Raw genomic sequence first — 25,667 nt, forward strand, 5'->3', positions numbered from 1 at the left:
TATGGTGTAGTCTTGAGGGCGCAGCCTGGCTGTGGCTTAATGATCGTGTCCTTAAAGTTAATTCCCCTCACATCATGAATACCTCTCTTAAAATTCTCCTTGGTGCCACGACTTTGACGGTGGCTTTAGCGACTTCTGCTCAGGCGCAAACGCTCATGCTGAACTTTCGCTCGTCAGGTGGCCCGACCGGCGCAAACCTAACCAATAGCCCGCTCCACACGAGCGAACCCTCTTTTACTGACACCTCTTGGAATAACATAAGCAACAGCGACGTTGGTTCCGGCCTCTTGTATGCTGATGGCACTGCGGCAACCGGTGTGGCTTTCGATCTCGGCATTGCTAATTTGGACGTCAGCACGACGGTGGATTTGGCTACCACGCCGACTTCTGCGAATAATCTGGGCCTTCAGGCGAATACCGGCGTTTACGAAGGGAATTCTGTGGGCACGGGTGGTATTTTCAGCGGCAGCGGTCCCGACCGTAACCAAATTGGCCTTCAAGTGACTGGTCTTGCCGCTGGCACTTACGAAATTTACATTACCGGTCGTAACACCAACGGCCAGAGCACCGGTGAGCTTCTCTATTCCTACTATGCGGGAACGGGAGTCGCGGGCTCGAACTTCGACTTTTCCGGCTATGATAGCTCCAGCGTCAGCTTCATGGGTAGTGACCAGACCGCTGCATGGGTCGATGGTGGCAACTACGGTAAGATCACGATCACTCTCGCCGCTGGTGAAGCATTGAACATCGTTTCCAACGGTGATGGCGGCAAGGCAACGGGCTCGTCTTCCTTTGGCACCGCTAACCGCGGTTTCCTGAATTCGGTTCAAATATCCATGATTCCTGAGCCGCAGACCTGGGCATTGATCATTGGATTGGTCAGCTTGGGCGTGTTGGCGCTTCGTCGCCGCAAATAAACTGAAAATCTATTTTTAAATTGGCGCCGTAGTCCCTGCTACGGCGCTTCCCCGTTATATGTCGCGATTTTTTCTACTCGCAATTATCTCGTTGTGCGTCGCAACGGTCGGGCGTGCTGAGGTTGACGCCCGGCCGAATATTTTAATTATTCTGGCCGACGATCTGGGCTACGAAGCGCTCGGCTGCTACGGCGGCTTAACTTATGAAACGCCGGAGCTCGACACCATGGCCGCCGACGGGCTGCGCTTTGCCTACGCCTACACGAGCCCCGTGTGCACGCCGACCCGCGTCAGCATGCATACCAGCCTTTACACCTTTGAGCACGGCCACACGGGCGTCTTGCCGGTGCACAATGGCACCTCGGAGTTTGTGGACTTCAATGCGATGCCGACCTTTGCTCAACTGCTGCAAGCCGATGGTTACCAGACCTCGACCACGGGAAAATGGCAGCTGGCGACGCTTACCGAGCACCCGAACCACATTGCCAACGCAGGCTTTGATTCGTGGTGTGTGTGGCAGATTTGGGACGGCTCCGCCAAAACCGAGCGTTTCTGGGACCCTTATTTGAACCGCGACGGTGTGGTGATGACCGGTATCGAAGACCGCTTCGGACCCGATGTCCTCGTTGACTACGTAAAGGTGCGGATGGCTACGGCGACTGCCGACGGCGAGCCCTTCATGATCGTGCACAACGAGATGCTCCCGCACAGCCCGCTAGTCAACACACCAGCCGGTGGCGGTGCTTCGCTGGCCAATATGGTCAACTACATGGACTTTCTCGTTGGCGAGTTGCTCGACGAGGTGGAGGCGCTCGGCATCCGCGAGAACACCTACGTCATTTTCATTGGTGATAACGGCACGGATACCGGGGCCGTTCGCGAGACCACGGACGGCGAGGTGACCGATGGCAAGCGGGACTTGAGCGACGGGGGCACCCACGTGCCCTTCATTGTCTGGGGGCCGTCCAGTGTGCCCGTTGGTGTGAGTAACGACTTGATCGACATTACCGATGTTTTTCCGACGGTTTGCTCGCTGGCGGGGGTCGCGATCCCGGAAACCATTGAATATCGCGGGACGAGTTTTGTGCCGCAGCTTGAGGGCCGCCCCGGTATGCCGCGCAAGTGGGTCCACCAGGGCATCAACAGCGTGCAGTCGCTGTTCAATGGTCAGTTCCGACTCAACTCCAATGGCAAGCTCTACGATGCGCGTAATCTGCCCGCGGAGCCGGAGGTAATCACGCCCACACCCGAGAGCGAGGAAGCCCGGGAGGAGCTGCAAAAGGTTTTCGATTTCTTGCAGGGAAACTTGTCTATCCCGAGCGGTGAGACCGGTGGCAGCAATGGCCAGGTAATCGACAACGACGACTCACTGCAGGTAACCGTGGTGGGCGAGTGGAAAAATTCCTCCGCGAGCTCAGGCTTCATTGGCTCGGATTACATTCACGATCTCAACGCAGGGCAGGGGACGAAATCCGTGACCTTTGCCTACACCGCTGCGGAGACCGGCGAGCATACGATCGACCTCTACTGGAGCGCGCTCTCCAACCGTGCAAGCAATGCTCCGGTGTCGGTCATTACACCGGCGGGTACGACGGAATTTACCGTGAATCAACGTTTGGACGGCGGTCAATGGAACGAGTTGACCACGGTCCAGCTCAATGCGGGCGATAGCCTCCAGGTGCGGATCCACAACACCGACGCCAATGGCTACGTGATCGCTGACGCCGTGCGCATTACTGCTGCTGGCGAGGTGCCGCCGGACCTGACTGCTCTTTATGAATGGCGCGCGTTTAACTTCGAAAACGCTGCGCTGGAGGACTCTGGCCAGGAACTTGGTGTTTGGGGTGATGCTGCCGATCCCGATGGCGACGGCTATTCTAACCTCCTGGAATATGCGTTAGGCGGGGACCCTTTTCAGAGCGCGCCCTTGGGGCTGCTGGACTTTTCCTTTGCCGATGGTGTGCCGTCATTTCGGCTGATCCAGCGCACGGGTAGCGACTGGCTAAGTATTGCCGCCGAGTATTCGCCGACCCTGGGCGACGATTGGTCCCCCGTGCAAACGCTGCTCACGAGGTCCGACGCGCGCCCGCTCAACCGGAGTTACTCCGAAGTTACCTACACCTTTACCGCCGGAGGCCCTGTGCCAAATCCGGTTTTTTTTCGCGTGAATGCTGAGTTGGTGGAGTAGGATTTAAGGCAAAGATTTGCCTTTGGCTGGGCGCTTGCTTGGTTCAAGATGCCCGCATGATGCCCGAATCCAAAAGCCCTTGGCGGCAAGCCTTGTTGGCAGCCTACCTGCGCCGGAAATACCGGCAGCGGTTTTACGCTGTGCGCGTGGGCGGGTTCGAGGGTTGGCAGGACTGGCTGGCCTCCACCGCACCGTATCCGCTGGTGCTTTTTGGCAACCACCAGACGTGGTGGGACGGCTTGCTGGACTTTTCGCTAACGCGGGAGTTCGGCATGGATCAGCGCTTGATGATGGAGGCCCGAAACCTCGCGCAGTTCCCCTTTTTCCAGAAATGTGGGGTGTTTGGGGTGAATCTGGAATCCGCGCGCGACCGCGGCGAGGGCTTGCTGCACGCTGTGCGTATCTTAAATGAGGGCGGGTCCCGGCGCTGCCTGATTATTTACCCGCAGGGCCGGCTGGTTCCGGACTGGGAGAACGTTCCGCTGCAGCCGGGCTTGGAGGCGATCTTTAAACGTGCGCCGCAGGCGACCGGCCTGCCGGTGTGGCGCAAGATTCACCACGGCAAGCATGAGTTGCCGGAGGTGGAAATCCAGCTCGGTGAACCGATTTTGCCTGGCACATCTCCGAGCCTGATCGATCTGGAGGAATCGCTGCAAAAAACACGCGATGCCTTAATTCTCCGTCTAAATGAAGTAAACGTTATAGCTGAATATACTCTCTCGCGTTGCTCAAAGTCCTTACGTGGAGAAACTTAGGGATGTGCGGATATCACCTATGATGAGTTGAGGATTTTTCTTTACGGGTGGGCTTGATCTAACGATGATCATCGGTCCAACTCGTATAACCACCCATGTCAGAGAAATCAACCCTCGTCGAAAAGCTACCACCCATAGCTAAGGCGGATAGCCCATCTGCGCCCGTCACTCCGGCACCAACGCCCGCACCCACCACGGTTGCGAAGCCTGCTCCAGTTGCGAAGCCTGCGCCTGTCGCGGCGAAGACAACTGTGGCCAGCAAGCCGGCCGAGGTGGCGAAACCCGCCGCCAAGCCTGCCGCGCAATCTGAGGCTAAGGAGCAGGAGGACGTTACCGCAGTCACTGCAGTGGAAGACGCGCCGCCGCCGAGCATCACCTCGACGCCGATCCAGCACGTCACATACTATTCTTTCCTCGGGGACGCCTTGATCTGGGGCTGCATCGGGCTGTTTCTTTTTGGCAAAGCCTTTAAGGACAAGGCCAAGGTGCGTTTCGTTTCCATGGCTACCTATGGCGGCCTGCTGGTCGCGGTTGGCTTCATGTTTTTCGTGCTGAGTAAGACCTATGCGGCTTCCGTGCGCGGTGAGGTGCCAGAGCCCGGTTTGGGCCTGCGCGGCTTCTGTTGGGCGGTTTTTGCTCCGGTGCTTTTCTACGTCCTTTCCCGCATCATCAAGGTGCCCGCACAGGAGAAGAAGCTTTACCTGACGATGTTTGGCCTCGGCTCAGGCATTTTCCTGTTTATCGGCCTTTCGCAGCTCGTGAACGGTCGCATGGAGCAGCTCGGTCTGTCGGTGTTTCCCTTCCTGTTTTCCGCGAGCCTCACGATGTTGCTTTTCTCTACCTTGGGCAAAGGTGCCAGCGCATTGCGCGGCAAGCTCAAGCAGGGCATGTCGATCATCGTCTTTATGATTATCGGCGGTTGGTTCCTTTACCCGGTGATTAACCTGCTCTCGCACCTGACGGATAACATGACCCTTTACAACCTGTCGCTCAACGTGATCGATTTTGTGCTGCTGGCGGGCATTACCTTCGGCCTGTGGGAGTCTGTTTCCTCGCGCACGGACCGCATCCTTTTCAATCCGTCATTTGGTAAAGGCAAGAAGGCCTCGAAATCGCCGTTTGTTGCCGAAGAGCCCAAGGCAGACAGCGAGCCTGACCTCGTGGTGACGCGCGATAACAAGCCCGCGCCGCCGCAGAACAAGCCGTCCTTCAAGCGCCCGAATCGCCCGAACGAATTCAGCAATAACTAGCGCCTAAGGTTGACCCTGCCCATGGCTTCCGCGTAATTGCGCGGCATGGCAGATGTAAATTTTCAAGGGCGCTCGGCGCTGATCTTGGGTTGTGGCTATGTGGGCGTGGCCGTTGGCCGCGCGCTTACCGATGCGGGTGCCACTGTAGACGCGCTGACCCGCAATGCCGAACGCGCCGACGAGGCCGAGCAATTCGCGCGCAACGTTATCCGCTGCGAGCTCGACACTGCGGATTGGCACAACCAAGTCGCTACGCAATACGACTTCGTGCTCAACTGCGTGAGCTCCGCTGGCAACGGCATGGAGGGCTACCGCAAGAGCTACATCGGAGGCATGGGGTCGATCATTGACTGGGCGCAAAACGCCGAAGTCGGGACCTACGCCTACACCAGCGCGACCAGCGTTTACCCGCATAGCGATGGCCGCATTGTCACCGAGGAAGACGTGCCGGAAGACCTCACCGCTAACGGCGACGTCCTCCGGGAAGCCGAGGAGTTGATCGAAAACGCCCCCGCTGGTTGCTGGGAGCGCGCGTTCATTTTGCGCCTGGGCGCGATCTACGGTCCGACGCGTCATCACCTGCTCGACGCCCTCAAGCGCGGCACGACCACCTTCCCCGGCGAGGGCGGCTTTTATCTGAACTACATTCACTTGGACGACATCGTGAGCGCGGTGCTGGCGTCCTTTGCCACGACATCTGCGCCTGCCGGTGCTTACAATGTGGTCGACGGCGATTACCCGACGAAGGCCGCCGTTGTCGAATGGTTGGCCGAGCAAATCGGCGCGCCCAAGCCGGTCTTTGACCCCACGATGCAGGCCCGCCGCGGCCCCATGCGCACCAACGCCCAGGGCAGCCTCCCGAACCGCCGCGTGTCCAACGAGAAGCTCCGCCGCGAGCTCGGCTGGACGCCGAAGTATCCGGATTTCAAGGCCGGTTACGCGTCGCTGCTGTGAGCTTGTAGCACGGGCGTTTCGCCTGTGCCTCAATCGACGAATTATTAGGTGATGGTTAGGGCACAGGCGAGACGCCTATGCTACATCCGCCGCTGCCCCACCATTTCCGCAATGCGGAAATCCATCGGTCCAGACTTCGACAAGCTCAGCCCAGGACAGGATGTTGGCTTGACTCGGGGCGCGGTTCGCTAACGCTGGTTGATTATGGCCGGAGTCGGTAAACTTCTAAAACAAGCACAGAAAATGCAGCGCAAGATTGAAGCGCTACAGGAAGAACTCGCACAGACCGAGCTGGACGTTTCCAGCGGCGGTGGCGCGATCCAAATTAAGATCAATGGAGCGGGTGAGTTCCAGTCGATCAAGCTCGATCCGGAGTTCCTCAAGGAGGACGCCGAGTTCATCGAGGAGACGCTGCTCGAAGCCGTCAAGGAGGCCGCTGCGAAGTCCAAGGCCTACAACGAAGAGAAGATGGGCGACGCCACTGCCGGTTTCCAGTTCCCGGGGATGATGTAAGCGCCCCCCGCGCTAACGCCTGCTTCCCGTGTCACCGGCCTTCGAGAAAGTTCACCAACTGCTTAAGCAACTGCCGGGCTTGGGCCACCGCTCCGCTGAGCGCGTGGCGATGCACCTCATTGTCGAAAAGCCCGAGCGCCTGCAACCGCTCTGCGATGCCTTGGAAGAGGCGGCCGCAAAGCTGCACCGCTGCCCCGTTACGGGTAACCTGACCGAGGGCGAGCTGTGCGAGATCTACGCCGATCCAGCCCGACGCCGGGAGATCGTCTGCGTGGTGGAGACGGTGCCCGACCTGATGGCGATTGAGCGATCCGGCGCCTATCGCGGTGTTTATCATGTGCTGCATGGCAAACTGTCGCCGCTGCATGGCGTAGGCCCTGACGACTTGAATTTCGCGCCCTTGGCCAAGCGCATTGCTGACGGCGAGGTCAGCGAAATCATCCTCGCGCTGTCCAACGACATCGAGGGCGAGGCAACCTGCCACTACATTCAGGACGAGCTCCTGAGCGGTAGCGCGGCCTCGATTAGCCGTATCGGCTTCGGCCTGCCCAGCGGCGGGGGTATCGTCTTCGCCGACGCCGCCACCCTGCGCAACGCCCTCGAGGGGCGCAAACAATTCTAATAGACGATGAGGCGGGGGCATCATCTGGCGGAAACCGAACCCTACCAGGATGCCCTGTATCGATGCCTCGACCACTGGGGCCTGCAGGAACAGGGTGCTGAGCTGATCCGCCATGGCATCAACCATGTGTTCGCCGCTCAGACGACTGGCGGCAGCCCGGTAATTGTCCGCGTGAGCGATGGCAGCGCTCGCCCGCGGCACGAGCTGGAGGCGGAGCTCATGTGGCTCAACTGGCTTATTAAAAACGATTGCGTGGTGACGACGCCCATCGCATCTCAGCGTGGCGAGCTGCTCGAGACTACAATCAACGATGACGGCGTTTACCACATTAGCTGCTTCGAGCGCTTTGCCGGCCATTCACCAGACCCGGGTAATCCTGCCGAATGGAACGACGATCTCTTCGCTAAGATTGGGCGATCCGTGGGCCGTATTCATCGCTTTACCGACCAGTTCCAGCTGCCGCCAGATAAAGAGCGCAAACTCTGGTGGGACATGCGCACCCACCAATTTACGGAGGATACCTCTGCCTATGATCCGGCCACAGTGGAAGCGATGCAGGCGTTTTTGGCGGACTTTAAAAACCGCGCCCGTGCGCCGCGTCACTTTGGCCTGATCCACCACGATGTACATGGCGGCAATCTGCTCATTGAAAACGGCGAAGTGGAAATTATCGATTTCGACCTGGCTTGCTACGGTTGGCGGATGACGGATTTCGCCGTGCTGCTCTATAGCCATTACTATTTCCAATCCTGGGCACCCAAAAATGTGACGCCGCAACTCGTCGGGCAGGTGGTCGCGGCTCTGGCGCGTGGCTATCGCGAGGAATACACGCTCGACGATGCGCAACTGGCCATGCTGCCCGACCTGCTTCGCCTGCGGGAAACTCTCTGCTACATCGTCATGCGGCCCGCCATGGATTACTGGAACGAGGCCTGCCATCGCCCTGAAACCACCGTGGCCCAGAGCATGGCGTGCATCGAAGAACGTTGGCGCACGGGGGCTGCGTTCGATATCAATTTCGGTGACTAAACCGCTACCCGCCCCATTAGGGCGTCGATTTTGTTGGCAAACTCGCGCACGCCCAAAGGCTTGCGGAAAAAGAGGTCCATGCCGGTGGAATCCTTGCTGACGTTTTTCTTGTCCAAATACAGGGCGGTGCAGCCGACCAAAAAGGCATCGCGGTTGAGCGGGCCCACGTGGCCGTGGCGGATTTCGGAGGCGATGGTGAAACCGTCAATCCCGATCATGGCAATATCGATCACGACCAAGTCAAAGCGTTCGACTTTCAGAAGTTCGAAGGCTTGCACTGCGTCCTCCGCCTCCCACGTGACGTAGCCGCGCGGGCTAAGAATCATGTGGATGAGTTTGCGGGCGTCGGCGCAGTCATCGATGACGAGAACTTGTGGCTTCATGGCAGTCGTAGGAATGGTTGGTAAACTGCCGCAATCAAACGATAACCACAAACCATTTCGCTGAATGGCAGATTCCGCCAAATAGGGTAAATCGCTGAACTGGAGTGACTTCGTGGGGCGCTTTTAGGCGATCTTATCGCCGGGATTAGGGAATACGCAGGGTCAAGTGGTTCTGGATAGTGCCTACTGATGCGATAAAACAGGGTTCATGCTCTATTCTGGCGAAAGCCCTGGGAAATGGCCCCGAATGTGTAAAAATTTTACAATTGGCAGGGCTAACCCTGCAAACCGGCGACAAAGCCGGGCTTGTCCGGGTTTTTAAAAAACGCTGAGCCTGAGACGAATGTGTCGGCACCTGCCTTCAGGCAGTCTTGGCCCGTAACGGCGTCCACGCCACCATCGACTTCGATGCGCCATTGGTAGCCTTTGTCTGCGCGCCATTGGGCGACGGTTTCGATCTTGGGCAAGACGTCGGTGCGGAAAGACTGGCCGCCGAAGCCGGGCTGCACCGTCATCAGCAGGACGAGGTCCACGTGGTCCAGGTAGGGCAGGAGGTCATCCGTCGGCGTGCCGGGGTTGATGCAGATGCCGCACGTGGCACCGAGCTCGCGAATGCGCTTCAGCGTGGCCAGGTGGTCGTAGTCGGGCTCGGTGTGGATGGTTACGTTTTGCGCGCCGGCCTCGATGAACTGCTCGATGTATTGATCGGGGCGAGCGAGCATCAGATGCACGTCGAAGAAGAGCTTACTGTCCGGGCGCAGGTCTTTGACTGTCTGCGGGCCGAAAGTGAGGTTCGGCACGAAATGCCCGTCCATGATGTCGATGTGGACCCACTCAATGCCGGGCGTGGCCTCGGCGACGGCCAAGCTTTCCGCGAGGCGGGCGTGGTTTCCGGCAAGGATCGATGGTGCGACGAGTGGCTTCATGCGCGATATGCTTTGTATTGCAAAGTTAGTGTTGGTGCATCAGGTGCGGGAGCAGGTCGGTGTGGTGCGAGACCATTTTCCACTCGCCGTTGATGTTACGAAAGACGTTAGTCGCGCGGATTTTGACTTCAACCTTTTTGCCCTCGTTGTCGAAATTTTGCCCCACCTCGTAGCACTGCACCACGGCCAGTCCGTTGCCCAGAATCAGGTGAATATTGGTCGGGGTAACCTTGCCGCCGAGCTTCATGGCCGCCTGCTTTTCCCAATCCGCCTTAATCTTACTCCAACCGACCACGTAACTGCCATCCGGCCCCATGTAAGTTGCCTCCTCCTCATCGTGCGACCAGACTGCCTCCATCGGCGCAACGTCGCCCGCGAACATCGCATTCAGCGCGGCGTAAAACTCCTCCGTGGCCCGCAGCACCTGCGGCCCGCTGGCGGCCTGCAGCCCGGAGGCCAGCGTTAACAAACAAAGCGAAGCGAGTAGGTATTTCAGCATAACGGCGTATTGGTTGAACGCTCAGTTAATGCTGATCGCGCGACTGTGGCGAGACGGAAAGGGAGGGAGAACGATGAGTTATGGCACGCCGTTAGTCGTTTTCCAGAAGCGATTGGTTATCCTTTTGCTTGCTCTGGTCTGGAAGAAAGAACAGGACCAATAGCCCGATGAAGCCAGTAAAGGCGATGAGAAAGAGTACGGGATGGTATCCTTTTCCTTTCACCGCTTTCCAGAAGCCTACCAAAAAAAGAACTGCTGCTGGAATCAAGGGGAGGCTTGCGACTAGATTTATTTCTTCCGAGAACGCATTCATCCTGAAAATCCAACCCGTCAGCAACCAATGGACCGCCCATATTCCAACCCCCCAAGCGATAAGTTTCCTTCCTGGAAAATCCCGTTCTTGGAAAAAATCGGCCGGATCTTTATATTCCTTTTCCATTTTCTTATAGAACGAAGAGTTCACACGCGGTGGCTTGCTGCCGTTACGAGAAGTGCCTTGATATGCTTATGATTTTTCATAGATCACGAATAGGCCATCGATACAGATTGCGAGTCTCTTATCGCTAATCTTTAGAAAGCAGCTTCCGTAGCCCTCAAGTGCGGTACCATCTGAGTTGGATACCTCAAATTCTTCTACCGACTCAGTCGAGATGCCAAAATCTTCGAAGGTCATTCTGTATTCTGAGTAGAATTCATCTTCATTTTTAATTTTTCTTTTTTTGTAGATTGGATTCTTAACGTTCTGAGTGTGAGTGACGTACCAATTGGAATAAAGGATCATTCCTCTTTCGATTGATTTTTTTGCTTCCTGTGGCGATAGGGCAGAAACGGGGGGTGGAACGAAATCGACAATGATCCATTTGCCTTCGATGGGCTTAACGTCACCGAAGGCAGAAGTCGTGAAAAGCAGTATTATCGATAGAAGGGTTCGTTTCATTTGTTCTGCATATCAGTATTATTGATCCCACCTCGTAATATACGAACTGGGTGCCATTTTGGTGCCTTTCATCGCTTGAAAATGTCTGTAGAGGCCTTGTGCGTCAAGGATTGCGATTGTTGGGGATGGATTTATTTTGGTGGTGGTTGATATTCCAGTTCGTGAGTTTTTGCTCCGAGTAGACAGAGGTTTGGGGTGAGTTGGCTAGACGGTTGTCGGCAAGCAGGTATTTGGCTCGACCTGCAAACCTTTGGGCGTTCTTCAGGAAAATGTCGCCCGAAAGCCACCGCCGTTACTCGGTTTCTTCGCCGAGGATGGAGATCAGGAGGTAGTCGCCTTGGGGGTAGGTGTCGCGGAAGGTTTGCAAGTTTTGCGAACGCACGCGCAGCCAGTTGATCGGGATGCTGCGGTCGGGCTTTTGGGTGAGGAGCACCATGACGGGTAGCTGGCCGTCGTTCCAGCTGATCTCCTCGAAAACATTGGCGGCGTAGCCATGGGCGAGGTTTAGCTGGTCCTGCGTGTAGCTGAGGCTTTGGTGGCCGGTGAATGACGGGGCCGTGGCGCTGTTTTGAAAGATCGCGTGGAGGCTCAGCTCGTCGCGACCCTGGGCGGCGCGCTGGTGCTTCATGAGGAGGTTAAAGGTGTCGCTGTTGCGGTAGTCGGGCCGGTAACCCAAGTCGCTCAGGTATAGGCTGATCGAGGCGGAGTCGATGTTGCGGTCCAGCGAGCCACTGGGCGAGTGGTAAAGCTCGTGGACTTTCTCACCGTCGCGAAAGAATTCAAAGAGGACGTTGTGGACGTTGATGGCCTGGCCGAAGTCGACCTCCACATGAAGCGCTTCGTTCTCGACCATGGGCTTGAACGTCGACATCGGCGTCGATAGCCGCGCAACGGATTGGGCCGAGTCCAGCTTTGCCGTTTCGTAATCAATGACGCCGCGCCAGTCATCGTGGGCCATCAGGTCCTCCCAGCCGACGCGCCATATCCAGCCATCGATGCCCGCGTAGAGCGCATCATCTTGCGCAAAGGCAAACTGGTAGCTGTTGTTGAGCCCGAGTTCCTTGCCATAGGGCAGGGTGAAGGTGTGCTCGATGGTGCCGGTCTTGGGGTCGATCACGCGCACCCAGCCGAAGGCGGTTACATAGATCAGCTTTCCATGGGCCATTTGCAGGCTGAGGGCTGCGCGGGGTAAGAGCTGCTCCCAAATGACCTCGCCCGTGGCCCGGTTCACCGCGCCGAGCAAACCGCCTTCGTTGCTCTGGTATTCGGCGTATTCGGTGCGCCCTTGCTCGATCAGTTTTTTGCGCTCCGCAGTCCAGTCTGACTTACCGCCAAGGATGGTGAAGAATACCCGGTCTTGCCAGGGCAGGGCTTTGCCCGGCAGGTAGCCGTTGCCATGGTAGGTCGGCCATGCTTCGGCGTCGTAGCCGGGCGTGGTTTGCCAGGCCGGGTAGCCATCGGCCAGGTGATAGGCGGCCATGCCGGGTTCATTGGTGGCGACGTAGATATACTCGTCGTCGGTGGCGAGCTGGCCCAGGCGGCGGTTGGGCAAGTCAATTTGCCACAGGGGTTCCTTGCCCGTTTGCGGATCGATCAGCGCCAGCGTGGCGTCATATTCCGGAGAGGCATCGAGGTATTGCAGGTTGCGCTGGAGCACGATGCCGCGGGGCGTCGCGAAGATGCCGCCCAGGTAGCCTTGTGCGGTAATCGCGTTTTCGATCTGGCCGCTGGCGGCATCGAGTTGCAGGAGGGTATCGTGGGACCGCGCAAAGAGCTGGCCACCCGCCTGGATGACTTGGTGCGCGTTGTAATCCTGCCTTTGCCAAAGCGTCTCACCGCTGTCGGGCGCCAGCGCCAAGAGGCTGCTTGAGGCGGGGAGGTAAAGGACTCCATCGACGAGCTCCGGGCTGCTGGTGTTCCACGGGATGGACTGCTGCCAGTCGATGGCCCCGGTGTCCAGATTGATGGCATAGCCGTGGCCTTTTTGCGTCGTCAGGTAGAGGCGTTGCGCGTCGTGGGTAGCGCTGTAAAAGGTCCGGCCTGACAAGTGGACTGGCCAGCCCGGGCTTTTCGGCTCGGCGTGCGAGGCAAGTGCGGCAAGGAGTGCCAAGAGCGTTAAAAGATGTTTCATTGGTCGCCTCCTTCCAGGCTGACGCCGAGCTCGGCGAGCACTTTTAGCAAGCGCGGATCGTTGGGGTGCTCGTTGAAAAGGACCTGCCCATCGGGAGCGATAATGAGCACGCGGGGAATGAAATCGATGTCGAAGCGGCGGCTGAAGTTGCGGTCCTTCGGCTGCACTAGCCAGTGAAACTCGTAGGGGTGGTCACGGCGAAACGCCGAGGCCTTGGCGGTGTTTTCCGTGTTCACGCTGGCGACGTAAACGCCTTGCGGCTCCAGTTCGCGGGCACGCTCTTCGAGCTTGGGCATGCCGCGAATGCAAGGCCCGCACCAGGTGGCCCAAAAGTCGAGCAGCAGCGCCTTGCGCCCTTCAAGCAATTCACCGAGGGTGTGCTCCTGCCCGTCGAGGCCTAGCAATACCATGTCCAGCGGCGCGTGCTGGGTTTGCCAATCCTGCTCCTGCTGGTAGTCCTTCACCCACGGGTTGAGCACGAGGGAGAGCTCGGGCTCCAGCCACAGCGCACGTTGTGCGTGTTGCTCAAAGGCGGGTCCGTCGTCCTGCAGGCGGGCAATTTTCGCCTGAAGCGCGGCCTGAATGGCCTCCAGCATGCGCGCGTCTTCGATCAGGTGGCATTGCGAATACAGCCACTGCGGTTGCAGCTGCATGGTCTCGGCGTAGAGCGCTTCGAACTGCGCGGCCTCCTCGCGGTCATGAAACAGCGCGTAAAGTATCTTTGCCTCCAGCAGGGTTTCCGGCGCGGCGCCGGCCTCTTGCGCGGCTTGCAGGCCGGCCTCCAGCTCAGGGCGGCTTTTAAAAGGCTCGGCCAGCAGGTCCTTGGGTTTGGGCTCGGCGGCGTGGATCAACTGGCATGCCATGAGGGCAATGGCGGCCAGACAAGCGTGTTTTATGGTAACCAGCACAGTGATGCTAGTTGTCGGGAAATATTGGTTTCTGTCAATGCGGCATCTTCTGCTTCATTTGACGATTTTGCCATCGGAACCTTGACAGCGATGCGAGCGGGAGCTCAGCCCTAATAGCCTCTATTGGCAGAAGCTTCGCCTGATCGGTCAGTTGCTTGATTCGGCCCAATGTGATCATAACGCACCTAGATTTTCCGCTGGGGTATGGAGCTATTTTTAGGACCGTAGAGCTCTGGCGGCGTGAAGTGCTTGCAAGAAGCTAATTGTTATACCTTTTATTTGTTCATGCCAATCCAGACTCCAGTTAGTAAGATGACTGTGATAAACAGGGTTAGAAAAGCTCAAAGCGTAGCACCGACTCTTTGAGCTTTTCTCATATTCCTCATCTCTTTGTTTTGGAGTTCCATTGGGATCAATTCCGTCAGCCATTAAGTCATGTGTGTGATCCTTGATCTGTCTAGCGATCCACGCTTCCATTCTCTCTTCACTTCTGTCTGTTTCTAAAACTTCAATATGCTGTCGATCAAACCAGAAAACTCCAAAGTCAGGATCAACTAAATCGATTGCTTCGCTACAACCACCTGCATCTTCGCCAAGTGCAAAAAAACTTTGGCTAGGGATCTCTAAATTTCTCTTTCTCTCAGTTTTCTGTTCAGTTCGATAAGTTGGTTGGCATCGTCCCAGAAGTTTGTGTCGGTGTTCTCGCAAGTGCTGGTATTGGAAAAAGTGAAACAGTTTTTTTATAACTGTCAGGAAGAAATATACCCAGCTTTTGTTCGATCCTACTGATGTCTTCCGTTTTCATTCATTTGCAGAACGTGAAGTCTTGTGGTCATGACGCTTAGTTAAGGGTTGTTTTCGATGATTTTATGGTCGGCGAGCAAGCACCAAAAACACCTAATGAAAACATAGACGAAAAGAGGGTTTAACTAAGCGCCATTACTCCGCACGTCCGGTGGTGTGAGAGCGGGGGGAGTCAATGCCCCTCGCTATTCGATTCTGAATCCGATATCTCCTTTGGTGAGCGATATGGGAATCTACTTTTAAAACGATTTATAGGTTGTTCAAAAAAGTGCCAAGAGAGGCTCGCGCCAGCTACTGTGAATATTGTTTTCAAGATGATACCTGAAAAACCATACTTAAGAAAAGGCAATCCGAGCTTCTCAGTAAATACTAATACAGGAATTCCTGCAAAATTGTGTAAAACATATAGTCCGTAACTGATCTTTCCTAGATAGATCAAAACAGAGAAACTTAGCAATCGACCAACAAGACCTTGGAATCCTGCGGAAGCCTTATATACCAGCCAAGTAAATCCAAGCATGAGAAAGAAATCCATCAGGCTACCATGGAATGGAAATCTTATCCCGAATTCTTGTAAGACCAGCAGCGCAAGATACACGGGTATCCCACTGCTTATAAGCCCAATAAACCTTTTACCGATTAGATTCGCCTTGTAGCAGGCAAGCCCGGCTCCAAGTCCAAGGGATACAAGCGCAGATGTTGGCAAAAGTGAGATGAATCTTACTTCGGGAAATGCGTTGGCCAGGCCATACCTAGAGAAGATTCCCACACCGATAGTTACCATTACCAGGGTAGATATCATCTTCCTTGGTGCGAAGAGGATAATAGTCGGCCAAATTAAGTAGAATTGCTCTTCGACAGCTAAGCTCCAAAAGTGAGAAACAGGGCCATTCCATTCTTGTATTACGAAAAAGTAAAAGTTGGATAAGTAGGCGAAGTGCCACAAAAAAGTCTCTCGAATAGGACTAATATTCAGAAGAGCACCTACGAAGAGTATTCCATAAAAAAGGGGGAATATTCTGAGGAATCTACGAGCGTAAAAGGACTTTAGTGCGTATACTCGGTCTTGATATTCTTGGCAACGCAGCAAGATTCCAGTGATCAAGAAGCCGCTAAGAACGAAGAACAATTGAACTCCTCCAGGCCCGATCGGAAGTCCGAAATGGTATTCATTCGGAACCCAATGGGAAAAAGCGACCGCAGCAACTGCAAAGGTGCGTAGCGCATCAAGTTGCGGCATGTAGTTGTCTTTTCCTTTAGTCATTTCTTTCTTCGAACAGTATTATTGATCACACCCCAAAACATACGAACTGGATGGAATATCGGTGTGTTTCATCGCTGGAAATTGGCTGTAAAGGTCTTGTTCGTCAAGTATTGCGCTTGTTGGGGATGGAGATGGATTTATCTTGGTGATCGTTGATATTCCAGTTCGTAAGTTTTTGCTTCGAGGAGGCAGAGGTTTGGAGGTGAGTTGGCTAGACCTTTGTTGGTAACCATGTAGTTGGCTCGTCCTGTAAGCTTTCGCGCGTCCTTCGGTAGAATGTCGGCCGAGGGTTAGCGCAACATACGCTCGTAAGTGTCACCAACATACGCCCGTATGTGAGAGCATCTTACGCGCTTAAGTGTGCCGAAGCGTCGGCGACGCTCCCAGGAAGTGTCGCCGACACTTCGAGCTACAGTCGGCGACGCTTGGTCGCGCAGTCGGCGATACTTCGTAAGCTCTGGAGGCTTCCGGTGGGCCAACTTTTCATGCTGAAAGTATGCCGATTTGGTTCGCCAAAGGCGAACCAAATCGGCGGAGGAAAAAGGAAAAAGATTAAAGGAAAAAGGGGGCGGCGGGATGGTTGATTAAACCAGGAAGATGATGCGGGCTCGCCCCTTTCATCGTGGCGACGCGGGCCGCGAATAATTTTCTTCACCCGATCGCGAGCAGGATCGCCACTTGCGCGATGCCGACGATGAAGCCCAGGGCACCGCCGAGCCATTCGATGAGTTGGAACTCGCGGTTCGCGATGCGGCGGACGAGCTCCTCCAGCTTGAACATCTCGAAGGCGAGGATGCGCTGGCGGACGATGTCGCGGACTTGCAGGCGCGCCTCGACATCGGTTGCGATGCGCTCGCGCATGGGCTCGATCTCGGCGTGGATGGACTCCAGCGCCATGCGCTCCAGGCTGGCGATGGTGTTGTCGTTTATCATACCGCCGATCAGCGGGATGCCGCGCAGCTTTTCGGCCACGCGTCCACGGATGACTTTGCGCACGAAACCGTCGACGTAGCTGTGCACATCGAGCTGCTCGATCTGTTCGCGGACGAAATGCTGGGTGAGCAGCTCCTGCTCGACGACCTCCGCGACGCGCTCAGCGATTTCTTCCTGGCGTCGGGGGATGAGGCCCTGGATTTTGATGCCCAACATGTTGACGGGTTGTCGGGGGCGGAAAAGCATTTGTATCGCCAGCCAGTTCGTGAGCCAGCCGATAAAAGCTGTCACAAATGGGATCCACGAATAGCGGATTAAGGCGTCGGTGATGTCAGGGTTCATTGGACAAAGGGACCATATTGCATACAGTGCGTTCCGTCTCACAACGAAAATCGTGTCCCGCGCCCCCCTCATTCAGCCCAACCAAAACGGCCTCTTCTGCGAGGCCGGCGGATTCTACATCGACCCATGGCGCCCGGTGGACCGCGCGGTGATCACCCACGCGCACAGTGACCATGCGCGTTCGGGGTCGCGAGCCTATCTATGCTCGCGCCGGGGGGAGGGCGTGCTGCGGCATCGCATCGGGAGCGCAGCGCCGATTGAATCGCTGCCCTTTGGCGAGGCCACGACGATCAACGGTGTGCACGTGTCGCTCCACCCGGCCGGGCACATCCTGGGATCGGCACAGGTGCGCGTGGAACACCAGGGCGAGGTCTGGGTGGTCTCTGGCGACTATAAAACCGCGCCGGATGCGGCGGCGGAAAACTTTGAGCCCGTGCGCTGCGACACGTTCATTACGGAGTGTACGTTCGGGCTGCCGATCTACCGTTGGCCCGCGCAGAGCGAGGTGTTTGCCGACATGAACCGCTGGTGGCGCGCCAACCAAGCGCTCGGGCGGACGTCCATCGTGCTGGCCTATTCGCTGGGCAAGGCGCAGCGCGTGCTGGCTGGCGTGGATGCCAGCATCGGGCCGATTGCCGTGCATGGGGCGGTGGCTCCGTTTTTGCCGCTCTATCGCCGTGAGGGCGTCGCGTTGCCCGAGGTGGAAACGCTGACCAAGGACAACGCCGCTGACTACCGGGGCAAGGGCCTCGTCGTCGCGCCGGGCGCGGTGCAGGGGACGACGTGGCTGAAGAAAATTGCCCCCAATTCGCTGGCCTTCGCCAGTGGCTGGATGGCGGTGCGCGGCGCGCGGCGTCGCCTTTCGCTGGACCGCGGATTCGTGCTCAGCGATCACGTGGACTGGACGGGTCTCATTGACGCGGTTAAGGCGACCGGCGCGGAAAACATCGGCGCGACCCACGGGCACACCGCGCCGTTTATCCGCTACGCGCGCGAGGTCATGGGGCTCAACGCCTACAACGTGCCGTCACGCTACGAAGGCGAGCGCATTGACCGCGAAGAGCCCGAGGAACCGCAAACGGAGTTGCCACTGTGAAGGCCTTTACACAGCTCTTTGTGCGGCTCGATGAGTCCAACCGGACCAACGATAAGCTCGCGGCGATGCGGGATTATTTCGCCGAGGCGGAACCGCGCTCGGCGGCGTGGGCGCTGTGGTTTCTGATGGGCAACCGCCTGAAGGCGCCGGTTAAGACCAAGATGCTGCGCGAATGGGCGAGCCAGCTCTCGGAGTTTCCGTTGTGGATGGTCGAGGAGTGCTACAGCCACGTGGGCGACCTTGCCGAGACGTTGGCGCTGATCCTGCCGCCGGGCGAGGACGATGCGGAGGATTTGCCGCTGTGGCAACTCGTCGAAGACAAGGTGATGGCGCTCGCCGACTGGGACGGCCCGCTGCAATTCCCGCTCGTGCGCGCGGCTTGGGGTAGCCTCGGCAGCAGCGAGCGCTTCGTTTATAACAAGCTCATCACGGGCGGCTTTCGCGTGGGGGTGAGCCGGACGCTTGTCGTGCGCGCGCTGGCGGAGTTTGCGGGTGTGGAGCGCGCAGTCATGGAGCACCGGCTGATGGGTGCCTGGCGTCCCTCGGCGGAGAATTTTCAACGCCTGCTCTCCGACGAAGGCGATGATGAGGGCGACGCCGCGCGGCCGTATCCGTTCTTTCTCGCTTATCCGTTGGAGGGCGAGCCGGCGGAGCTCGGCGACTGCGCCGACTGGCGCGCCGAGTGGAAGTGGGACGGCATTCGCGCACAACTGATTAAGCGCCAAGGTCAGGTGATGCTCTGGTCGCGCGGAGAAGAGATGATTGCTGAGCGGTTCCCGGAGGTCACGACGCTGGCCGCGCGCCTGCCCGAGGGCACAGTGCTCGATGGCGAGCTGATGGCCTGGCGTGATGATAAACCGTTGACCTTCGCGGCGCTGCAGAAGCGCATTGGCCGCACGAAGCTCACGGCAAAGGTGCTGGAGGAGGCACCGGTCGCGTTTCTCGTTTATGATTGCCTGGAGTTCGGCGGTGAAGATTTGCGCGAACGAACTTTGCGCGACAGAGTTACTTTGCTTGGCAAAGCAATTGAAGATGTCGCCGGGCCGGATTCATCGATCCTGCTCGCGGAAAGCGTCGAGGCGGATTCGTGGGACCGGTTGGCCGAGCTACGTGGCGAATCGCGGGCGCGCGGCGTGGAGGGGCTGATGTTGAAGCGCTGGGATTCCCCGTATCGCGTCGGGCGCGTGAAGGGCGATTGGTGGAAGTGGAAGATTGATCCGTATTCGATCGACGCGGTGATGGTCGCTGCGCAGGCGGGCCATGGCCGGCGTTCAGGTTTATATACCGACTACACTTTTGCGCTGTGGAAGGGCGAGGAGCTGGTGACCTTCGCCAAGGCATACAGCGGGCTGACCGATGGCGAGATCGCGCGCGTCGACCATTGGGTCCGTCGGCACACGGTGTCACGCCACGGTCCAGTGCGCGTGGTGGAGCCAACGCTGGTCTTTGAACTGCATTTCGAGGGTATCGCGGAGTCGACGCGGCATAAGAGCGGCCTCGCCGTGCGCTTTCCGCGCATCGCGCGTTGGCGCGAGGACAAACCGGCGCGCGAGGCGGACTCGATCGAGACGGTGCGCGCGCTGTTGGAGGCTTCAGAGTAGGGCAGCGTAATTTCTAACTGATTTTTTAACCACGAAGGACACGAAGCGCACGAAGGCTGAGAGACAAGTGATTTGAAACTCACGCCAAGACCCAAAGGCCCAAAGTTTCCATCATAAGAAATTAACTTGGGGTCTTTGGGTCTTGGCGTGAAATAAAATACGACTCACTGGCCTTCGTGCGCTTCGTGTCCTTCATGGTTTAAAAAAGTGTGGAAGGTTTTCCACGTTCAGATTAGAAAGTGCCGGTTGTTGCTTGCCGCGTAATGAATTTCATACATACTGGCAGCTAAACTGCTAAGCTAAGTCCTCCATGCCCAAGAACATCGGATTTATCTCAACCCGCTTTGCCGGAACAGATGGCGTCTCACTTGAGAGCGCTAAATGGGCGGAAGTCCTGTGGGACGATCGCCACGTGAGCTATTGGTATTCAGGGCTCAGCGACCGGAGCAAAGATATTGCCTACGTCGTGCCCGAGGCGTATTTCGGCCACCCGGAGAACATGTGGATCAATGAGCGCTTGTGGAATCGCACCGTGCGCGACCGCATTGTTTCCGTGCGCATTCGCGACATGGCGGACTATTTAAAGAGCACGCTGCACGATTTTGCCCGCAAGCACAGTCTGGATTTTATCATCCCGCAAAATGTGCTGACGATCCCCATGCACGTGCCGCTGGGTATCGCGGTCACGGAGTTTCTCGCCGAAACGGGTATGCCGACAATCGCACACCACCACGACTTTTACTGGGAACGCACGCGCTTTTCCGTGGGCTGCATCCAGGACTATCTGGACCAGGCGTTTCCGCCTAGCCTGCCGAATATTCGCAACGTGGTCATCAACCGCCCGGCGGAAGAGCAGTTCGCGCTGCGTAAAGGGGACTCGGCGCTGCTGATCCCCAATGTGTTCGACTTTGACCAGCCCGCCCCGCAGCCCGACGAATACTCCGCCGACATTCGCGACGAGTTGGGCCTGGAGCCGGACGACATCATGATTCTCCAGCCCACGCGTATCGTGCCGCGCAAGGGTATCGAGCACGCGATTACGGCCGTGGGCATGCTGAAGGACCCGCGCTGCAAGCTGGTAATCTCCCACGCCGCGGGCGACGAGGGCATGGACTACAAGCACATGCTCGACGAAAAGGCCAAAGAGGAGGGCGTGGATATTCGCTACTTCGACAAGCGCATTGGGGAAGTCCGCCAATTTGACGACGACGGCAAAAAGATTTACACGCTGTGGGACATCTACCCGCACGCGGACTTCGTCACCTACCCGAGCACCTACGAGGGCTTTGGCAACGCGCTCTTGGAGGCGGTTTATTTCCGCAAGCCTACGCTGGTCAACCGCTACTCGATCTTCATTCAGGACATTGAGCCGAAGGGCTTCCGCTTCGCGCTGATGGACGGCATCGTCACCAATCGCGTAGTCAAAGAGATCCGCCGCATCCTCGACGACCCCGCCTATCGCGAAGAAATGTGCGAGCACAATTACCGCGTCGCCCGGCGACATTATAGCTACACGGTGCTGCGGCGCTCGCTGCGGATGCTGATGACGCAGCTCACTGGTCTCAACTGAGACCAGTGAAGATTAAAGTGAGCAAATTAAAAATTAAAGTGGACTACGAGATTGAAGAACCGGCAGTTGCTTTTGAAAAGCTCCAGGTATGGAAGCGTGCCTGCCGGTTAACGGTATCTCTATACAAGGCGTTGGAGAATTGCCCGGATCGATCGCTAAAGGATCAGATGACCAGGGCTTCGGTCTCAATCGCGTCTAATATTGCGGAGGGATACGAGCGAAATAGTCCGAAAGACTTTGTTCGGTTTTTACGCATTGCGAAGGGCTCCACGGGTGAACTGCGCACTCAGCTTTACCTCGCTCAATCACTTGGCTTCGCCTCCAAAACCGATGTAGATGCCTTAGTCAGCGAATGCCGGGAAATTTCAGCCATGCTCCAAGGCTTCATCAAGTCGATTCAGTCCCGGCAAGAATGAGCAGCTCACCGCCATCTTTAATTTTTAATTTGTTCACTTTAATCTCATGATCAAACACATCGACCAAGGCATTCTCTCCCGTATTAAACGCCGGCTCTATTATCTGTATGGCGATAAGGCTGATCAGTTGACGGAGCGGCTGTATTATATGGTCGGGCGTTATGGGGTGGGGGTGCAGCCGCCGATTAAGCCAGAGCATCGCTGGACCGAGCATGATGTTTACCTGATCACTTACGCCGACATGGTGCAGAGCGAGAAGGATACGCCGCTGGCCACGCTCAAGCGGTTTGCGACTGAGCACCTGAAGGGCGCGATCAACACCGTGCACATTTTGCCGTTTTATCCTTGGTCGAGTGATGATGGTTTTTCAGTGATCGACTATCGTGAAGTGAAGGAAGAATACGGGCCGTGGAGCGATGTCGAAAGCCTCGGGCGTGAGTTCAAGCTGATGTTCGACCTGGTGTGCAATCACTGCTCCAGCCAGAGCCCTTGGTTTCGCGATTTCCTGATCGGCATTGCGCCGGCGGACGAATACTTTGTCACCATGGATCCGGAGACGGATCTGTCGCAGGTCGTCCGGCCACGCACCTCGCCGCTGCTGACCAAGACCGTGACGCGCGACGGCGACGCCTACGTGTGGACCACCTTTAGTGCCGACCAGGTGGACCTCAATTGGCAAAACCCGGATCTTCTTTTTGAATTTCTCGACATCCTGATGCTCTACATCAGCCACGGGGCGACGACGATCCGCCTCGATGCGTGCGCCTTCATGTGGAAGGAGGTGGGCACGGACTGCCTGCACCTGCCGCAGACGCACGAGATCATCAAGCTGATGCGCGATTTCTGCGAGCTCGTGGCACCGCAGGTGTTGATCATCACCGAGACCAATGTGCCGCACGACGAAAACATCAGCTACTTCGGCCGTAATGATGAGGCGCATATGGTTTACAACTTCAGCCTGCCGCCGCTGCTCCTGCACGCGCTGCTGACGAATAACAGCCACTACCTGACTAAATGGGCGACCAATCTGGAGTATCCGGAGCCGGGCGAGGGCACGTTCTTTAATTTCACCGCCTCGCATGACGGCGTCGGCGTGCGCCCGCTGCAAGGGCTCTTGCCGAAAAAGGAATTCGACAAGCTGATTCACTCCGTGGAGCAGAGTGGCGCGCATGTTTCCAAGCGCACGCTGCCCGATGGCTCACAGAGCCCCTACGAGCTGAACATCACGTATTTCTCCGCGCTTTCCGGGCGGCATGATTCCGACGGCCTCGGCGCGGCGCGTTTCCTGTGTTCGCAAGCGGTAGCGCTCGCGTTTAAGGGCGTGCCTGCGGTTTATTTTCACAGCCTGGTCGGCACGCCGAACTACCACGAGGGCGTGGAGCAAACCGGTGCGCCGCGTACGATCAATCGCCGCAAATACGACGAGGCGGAGCTCGCCGAATTGTTGCAGGACAAGTCGCGTGCGCAGGGGACCATTTTCCGGAAGTATCTGCAGATGCTGCGCCGTCGCTCTAACTACCCGGCGTTCCACCCGGACGGCGAGCAGAAGATCATCGATGCGGGCAAGAGTCTCTTTGCGCTGGAGCGTATTTCGCCGAGCAAAAACCAGACAGTGTTCTGCGTGTTTAACTTCTCCGACGAAGAGCAAACCGTGGTTAATCCGAAAGACACTGAGACGCTCAAGAAGGCGAAGAAATTCTACGACATCCTCTCGGGCAAGACCCACAGCGACGGCTCGCGCGGCATCAAGCTGGCTCCGTATCAGGCCATGTGGCTCGTGCCGCGGACGGAGTAATCGCGTCGGCGTTCGTCGCGCGTGAGCTACCGTGTTTTGGCGGGCTGGGTTTCCAGCGATGGGTTCTCGGGCGTCTTTTTTGGAATGTATGGGAAGTGCCGTTTCAGGTGGTTGAGTGGCTTTTCAAAGAAGTGCCATGAGAGCACCGAGAGCCCTAGCGTGATGGCGGTTTTCACGAAGAGCAGGAACCAGTAATTCTCATTGAGGGTATCGGGTATGCCGAGCTTGCTAAAAATGAGATAGCCGGGGATCGGTGCCGAGTAATAGAACCATTGCCAGAGGGCGAGGCTCAGCCCGTGCAGAATGTAAATCCCATAGCTGATCGTGCCCAGATACACCGCGACTTTGTTTTGCAGCATGAAGCCCAACGGGCCGCCCAGGCCCAGAGAAGCGCCCCAGATGATGGCTCCACTAATCAATGCAACGCCGGTTTGACGCAAGGCCAGGAGCGGGATGAATTCCGTTTGCGCCAGACAGAACAGCGCTACGCCCACGCCGATGAACCACACTGCCAGCGTGTTCATCCGGTCGGTGGAGAGCTGGCGCGCCAGCACGGAAAGCAGCGCACCAACGCCGAAGCAATCCAGCACGCCAAAGGTCAGCAGGTTGGGATCAATCTGAAGCGACGATGACCAGACGACGATTTTCGAAATCGGTGAAATCGCGATGGACGCAAACATCAGCCACAGCAGTTTACTCCTTGGCACATAGAGCATGAGGATCGGCCAGAAGAGGTAGAACTGCTCTTCCACTGCCAGGCTCCACAAGTGGGAGCCCCAAATATCGCGCGTGGTTAATTGCTGGTAGACATTCTGCAGGTAGGTCGCGTGCCAAAAAATGGATTCCCTGAACGGCTCGATGTTCAGGAGCGCCATCAAGAAAATGGTGGCATAGTAGAGTGGGAAAATGCGCAGGAATCGCCGGATGTAAAACTGCCGTAGCACGATGCTACTTGGTGTCGGCGTCGCTTGCTTAAACCGGGCATCCAGCAGAATACCCGTGATGAGAAAGCCGCTGAGGACAAAGAATATTTGGACCCCGATTGCGCCGATGTTGGTGCCGCCAATGTCGCCATGGATGCCCTGCGGTGCCCAGTGAGCCCAAACCACGGCGCCCACGGCGTACGCCCTGAGCCCATCTAATTGAGAAAGCCTTTGCATGTAAGTAGCAGTCGGCTACATATGCAAAGTGTATTCCCGGATGTGTCAACAACGGCTCGCTGGCCTATTCCTCTTCTTCGTGCTCGGTTTCAGGAGTTGGTGTGCCGGGTAGGGCCTCAGCCTCGGCTTCGACTTGTGCGTCGAACTCCGGCGTGACCGCGCCAAGCTGGGGCAAAAGCGCGTCGTAGGCTCCCGGCTGTGAGAAGATGTAGAAGCCGACGATGCGGGGCTCGCCGCCAAACTTGTAGCCAATGACATTGGCGTGGTCGATGATCGCAATGCGTCGGGTGACGGTGAACCCGGATGCTTTCAGGTCAGCCGTGATGCCATCGAGCGCCTTGGTTGAGCGCTCGGTGGACTGCTTGATCAGGCGTGATTTCTGGCCGAAGGGGTAAAACTTGACCTTGAAGAGAATCGTGGAGCCATCTTCGCTCGCGGCCAGGAGGATTTCCTCGCCGTTGACCACGCCTTCGCGCTCGGGGCCGAGGCGCCAGGAGTCACGCGGCACCGGGTAGGGCTCACGGTTGTCGATGGAGATTGCCTGGACGGTATCGAGCTTGGCACCTTTGTAATCAAATTCGCGGGCGGAGTAGCAGCCGGTGAGTACCAGGCTGGCCAGCCCGACGATTAAATACGCAGCGTTTCGCAAGAGAGCTTTCTTCATAGCGACAAGG

The 25,667-nt window shown here is 57.1% G+C and carries 25 protein-coding genes; 13 read left to right on the forward strand and 12 right to left on the reverse strand.

Annotated elements, in window-relative coordinates; all coding sequences use genetic code 11:
* Nucleotides 1-74: 74 nt before the first annotated feature.
* The 8 genes from O3S85_RS17465 (at nucleotide 75) to O3S85_RS17500 (ending at nucleotide 8,228) form a co-directional block, all read left to right on the forward strand.
* The gene (locus tag O3S85_RS17465; RefSeq protein WP_269542111.1) at nucleotides 75-917 is read left to right on the forward strand and encodes a PEP-CTERM sorting domain-containing protein; all 843 of its coding nucleotides are present in this window, start codon (nucleotides 75-77) and stop codon (nucleotides 915-917) included.
* A gap of 58 nt (nucleotides 918-975) precedes the next feature.
* The gene (locus tag O3S85_RS17470; protein ID WP_269542112.1) at nucleotides 976-3,105 is read left to right on the forward strand and encodes a sulfatase-like hydrolase/transferase; all 2,130 of its coding nucleotides are present in this window, start codon (nucleotides 976-978) and stop codon (nucleotides 3,103-3,105) included.
* 56 nt (nucleotides 3,106-3,161) lie between these two features.
* Complete coding sequence (locus O3S85_RS17475) at nucleotides 3,162-3,860, forward strand: lysophospholipid acyltransferase family protein (RefSeq protein ID WP_269542113.1); 699 nt, start codon at nucleotides 3,162-3,164, stop codon at nucleotides 3,858-3,860.
* 95 nt (nucleotides 3,861-3,955) lie between these two features.
* Nucleotides 3,956-5,110, forward strand: coding sequence for a hypothetical protein (locus tag O3S85_RS17480; protein ID WP_269542114.1), 1,155 nt, complete (start codon nucleotides 3,956-3,958; stop codon nucleotides 5,108-5,110).
* A 45-nt stretch (nucleotides 5,111-5,155) separates the two neighbouring features.
* Nucleotides 5,156-6,064, forward strand: coding sequence for an NAD-dependent epimerase/dehydratase family protein (locus O3S85_RS17485; protein WP_269542116.1), 909 nt, complete (start codon nucleotides 5,156-5,158; stop codon nucleotides 6,062-6,064).
* Nucleotides 6,065-6,268: 204 nt separating this feature from the next.
* Nucleotides 6,269-6,577, forward strand: coding sequence for a YbaB/EbfC family nucleoid-associated protein (locus O3S85_RS17490; RefSeq protein WP_269542117.1), 309 nt, complete (start codon nucleotides 6,269-6,271; stop codon nucleotides 6,575-6,577).
* A gap of 28 nt (nucleotides 6,578-6,605) precedes the next feature.
* Nucleotides 6,606-7,199 carry a recombination mediator RecR gene (recR, locus tag O3S85_RS17495; protein WP_269542118.1) on the forward strand — a complete coding sequence of 198 codons (594 nt, stop codon included), beginning with the start codon at nucleotides 6,606-6,608 and terminating at the stop codon, nucleotides 7,197-7,199.
* A 6-nt stretch (nucleotides 7,200-7,205) separates the two neighbouring features.
* Nucleotides 7,206-8,228: a phosphotransferase enzyme family protein gene (locus tag O3S85_RS17500; RefSeq protein ID WP_269542119.1), complete on the forward strand. Its 1,023-nt coding sequence runs from the start codon at nucleotides 7,206-7,208 to the stop codon at nucleotides 8,226-8,228.
* Here O3S85_RS17500 and O3S85_RS17505 read toward each other — a convergent pair.
* The 10 genes from O3S85_RS17505 to O3S85_RS17550 all read right to left on the reverse strand — a co-directional run bounded on the left by O3S85_RS17505 (nucleotide 8,225) and on the right by O3S85_RS17550 (nucleotide 17,355).
* Nucleotides 8,225-8,611, reverse strand: coding sequence for a response regulator (locus tag O3S85_RS17505; RefSeq protein ID WP_269542120.1), 387 nt, complete (start codon nucleotides 8,609-8,611; stop codon nucleotides 8,225-8,227). The two genes, O3S85_RS17500 and O3S85_RS17505, sit on opposite strands and share 4 nt — an antisense overlap.
* A gap of 275 nt (nucleotides 8,612-8,886) precedes the next feature.
* Nucleotides 8,887-9,537, reverse strand: coding sequence for a ribulose-phosphate 3-epimerase (gene rpe, locus O3S85_RS17510; RefSeq protein ID WP_269542121.1), 651 nt, complete (start codon nucleotides 9,535-9,537; stop codon nucleotides 8,887-8,889).
* Nucleotides 9,538-9,562: 25 nt separating this feature from the next.
* Nucleotides 9,563-10,036: a YybH family protein gene (locus tag O3S85_RS17515; protein WP_269542122.1), complete on the reverse strand. Its 474-nt coding sequence runs from the start codon at nucleotides 10,034-10,036 to the stop codon at nucleotides 9,563-9,565.
* Between the two features lie 91 nt (nucleotides 10,037-10,127).
* Nucleotides 10,128-10,475 (reverse strand): hypothetical protein, encoded by a 348-nt coding sequence (locus tag O3S85_RS17520; RefSeq protein ID WP_269542123.1) that lies wholly within the window; start codon nucleotides 10,473-10,475, stop codon nucleotides 10,128-10,130.
* Nucleotides 10,476-10,541: 66 nt separating this feature from the next.
* Nucleotides 10,542-10,973, reverse strand: a complete 432-nt coding sequence (locus O3S85_RS17525) for a hypothetical protein (protein ID WP_269542124.1) — start codon at nucleotides 10,971-10,973, stop codon at nucleotides 10,542-10,544.
* Between the two features lie 292 nt (nucleotides 10,974-11,265).
* Nucleotides 11,266-13,104, reverse strand: coding sequence for an outer membrane protein assembly factor BamB family protein (locus O3S85_RS17530; protein WP_269542125.1), 1,839 nt, complete (start codon nucleotides 13,102-13,104; stop codon nucleotides 11,266-11,268).
* A complete protein-coding gene (locus O3S85_RS17535) occupies nucleotides 13,101-14,012 on the reverse strand; it encodes a peroxiredoxin family protein (protein WP_269542126.1) in 912 nt (303 codons plus the stop codon). Before O3S85_RS17535 ends, O3S85_RS17530 begins: the two co-directional genes overlap by 4 nt.
* 216 nt (nucleotides 14,013-14,228) lie before the next feature.
* Nucleotides 14,229-14,720 carry a hypothetical protein gene (locus tag O3S85_RS17540; RefSeq protein WP_269542127.1) on the reverse strand — a complete coding sequence of 164 codons (492 nt, stop codon included), beginning with the start codon at nucleotides 14,718-14,720 and terminating at the stop codon, nucleotides 14,229-14,231.
* A gap of 268 nt (nucleotides 14,721-14,988) precedes the next feature.
* Nucleotides 14,989-16,080, reverse strand: a complete 1,092-nt coding sequence (locus O3S85_RS17545; RefSeq protein WP_269542128.1) for an acyltransferase family protein — start codon at nucleotides 16,078-16,080, stop codon at nucleotides 14,989-14,991.
* Between the two features lie 651 nt (nucleotides 16,081-16,731).
* Entirely contained in the window at nucleotides 16,732-17,355 is a 624-nt protein-coding gene (locus O3S85_RS17550) for a DUF445 domain-containing protein (protein ID WP_269542129.1), read from the reverse strand.
* A 52-nt stretch (nucleotides 17,356-17,407) separates the two neighbouring features.
* Between O3S85_RS17550 and O3S85_RS17555 the strand changes: the two genes are divergently transcribed.
* From O3S85_RS17555 to O3S85_RS17575, 5 genes are all read left to right on the forward strand, one after another.
* Nucleotides 17,408-18,451, forward strand: coding sequence for a ligase-associated DNA damage response exonuclease (locus tag O3S85_RS17555; RefSeq protein ID WP_269542130.1), 1,044 nt, complete (start codon nucleotides 17,408-17,410; stop codon nucleotides 18,449-18,451).
* Nucleotides 18,448-20,052 (forward strand): ATP-dependent DNA ligase, encoded by a 1,605-nt coding sequence (locus O3S85_RS17560; RefSeq protein WP_269542131.1) that lies wholly within the window; start codon nucleotides 18,448-18,450, stop codon nucleotides 20,050-20,052. Before O3S85_RS17555 ends, O3S85_RS17560 begins: the two co-directional genes overlap by 4 nt.
* A 310-nt stretch (nucleotides 20,053-20,362) precedes the next feature.
* Entirely contained in the window at nucleotides 20,363-21,622 is a 1,260-nt protein-coding gene (locus O3S85_RS17565; protein ID WP_269542132.1) for a glycosyltransferase family 4 protein, read from the forward strand.
* A gap of 5 nt (nucleotides 21,623-21,627) precedes the next feature.
* Nucleotides 21,628-22,038, forward strand: a complete 411-nt coding sequence (locus tag O3S85_RS17570) for a four helix bundle protein (RefSeq protein WP_269542133.1) — start codon at nucleotides 21,628-21,630, stop codon at nucleotides 22,036-22,038.
* Nucleotides 22,039-22,084: 46 nt separating this feature from the next.
* On the forward strand, nucleotides 22,085-23,833 hold the full coding sequence (locus tag O3S85_RS17575) for an alpha-amylase family glycosyl hydrolase (RefSeq protein ID WP_269542134.1): 1,749 nt from the start codon (nucleotides 22,085-22,087) through the stop codon (nucleotides 23,831-23,833).
* 26 nt (nucleotides 23,834-23,859) lie between these two features.
* On the opposite strand, the gene O3S85_RS17580 is transcribed toward O3S85_RS17575, so the two are convergent.
* Complete coding sequence (locus tag O3S85_RS17580) at nucleotides 23,860-24,993, reverse strand: acyltransferase family protein (protein ID WP_269542135.1); 1,134 nt, start codon at nucleotides 24,991-24,993, stop codon at nucleotides 23,860-23,862.
* Nucleotides 24,994-25,057: 64 nt separating this feature from the next.
* Nucleotides 25,058-25,657 (reverse strand): hypothetical protein, encoded by a 600-nt coding sequence (locus O3S85_RS17585; protein ID WP_269542136.1) that lies wholly within the window; start codon nucleotides 25,655-25,657, stop codon nucleotides 25,058-25,060.
* Nucleotides 25,658-25,667 lie beyond the last annotated feature (10 nt).

The organism is Cerasicoccus sp. TK19100 (genome assembly GCF_027257155.1).
GTDB classification, from domain to species: domain Bacteria; phylum Verrucomicrobiota; class Verrucomicrobiia; order Opitutales; family Cerasicoccaceae; genus Cerasicoccus; species Cerasicoccus fimbriatus.

Bases quoted from the DNA above. Each gene is read 5' to 3' on its own strand.
- O3S85_RS17465 (WP_269542111.1), top strand. From the start codon at position 75: ATGAATACCTCTCTTAAAATTCTCCTTGGTGCCACGACTTTGACGGTG.
- O3S85_RS17470 (WP_269542112.1), top strand. From the start codon at position 976: ATGTCGCGATTTTTTCTACTCGCAATTATCTCGTTGTGCGTCGCAACG.
- O3S85_RS17475 (WP_269542113.1), top strand. From the start codon at position 3,162: ATGATGCCCGAATCCAAAAGCCCTTGGCGGCAAGCCTTGTTGGCAGCC.
- O3S85_RS17480 (WP_269542114.1), top strand. From the start codon at position 3,956: ATGTCAGAGAAATCAACCCTCGTCGAAAAGCTACCACCCATAGCTAAG.
- O3S85_RS17485 (WP_269542116.1), top strand. From the start codon at position 5,156: ATGGCAGATGTAAATTTTCAAGGGCGCTCGGCGCTGATCTTGGGTTGT.
- O3S85_RS17490 (WP_269542117.1), top strand. From the start codon at position 6,269: ATGGCCGGAGTCGGTAAACTTCTAAAACAAGCACAGAAAATGCAGCGC.
- O3S85_RS17500 (WP_269542119.1), top strand. From the start codon at position 7,206: ATGAGGCGGGGGCATCATCTGGCGGAAACCGAACCCTACCAGGATGCC.
- O3S85_RS17505 (WP_269542120.1), bottom strand. From the start codon at position 8,611: ATGAAGCCACAAGTTCTCGTCATCGATGACTGCGCCGACGCCCGCAAA.
- rpe (WP_269542121.1), bottom strand. From the start codon at position 9,537: ATGAAGCCACTCGTCGCACCATCGATCCTTGCCGGAAACCACGCCCGC.
- O3S85_RS17515 (WP_269542122.1), bottom strand. From the start codon at position 10,036: ATGCTGAAATACCTACTCGCTTCGCTTTGTTTGTTAACGCTGGCCTCC.
- O3S85_RS17520 (WP_269542123.1), bottom strand. From the start codon at position 10,475: ATGGAAAAGGAATATAAAGATCCGGCCGATTTTTTCCAAGAACGGGAT.
- O3S85_RS17525 (WP_269542124.1), bottom strand. From the start codon at position 10,973: ATGAAACGAACCCTTCTATCGATAATACTGCTTTTCACGACTTCTGCC.
- O3S85_RS17530 (WP_269542125.1), bottom strand. From the start codon at position 13,104: ATGAAACATCTTTTAACGCTCTTGGCACTCCTTGCCGCACTTGCCTCG.
- O3S85_RS17545 (WP_269542128.1), bottom strand. From the start codon at position 16,080: ATGACTAAAGGAAAAGACAACTACATGCCGCAACTTGATGCGCTACGC.
- O3S85_RS17550 (WP_269542129.1), bottom strand. From the start codon at position 17,355: ATGAACCCTGACATCACCGACGCCTTAATCCGCTATTCGTGGATCCCA.
- O3S85_RS17565 (WP_269542132.1), top strand. From the start codon at position 20,363: ATGCCCAAGAACATCGGATTTATCTCAACCCGCTTTGCCGGAACAGAT.
- O3S85_RS17575 (WP_269542134.1), top strand. From the start codon at position 22,085: ATGATCAAACACATCGACCAAGGCATTCTCTCCCGTATTAAACGCCGG.
- O3S85_RS17580 (WP_269542135.1), bottom strand. From the start codon at position 24,993: ATGCAAAGGCTTTCTCAATTAGATGGGCTCAGGGCGTACGCCGTGGGC.
- O3S85_RS17585 (WP_269542136.1), bottom strand. From the start codon at position 25,657: ATGAAGAAAGCTCTCTTGCGAAACGCTGCGTATTTAATCGTCGGGCTG.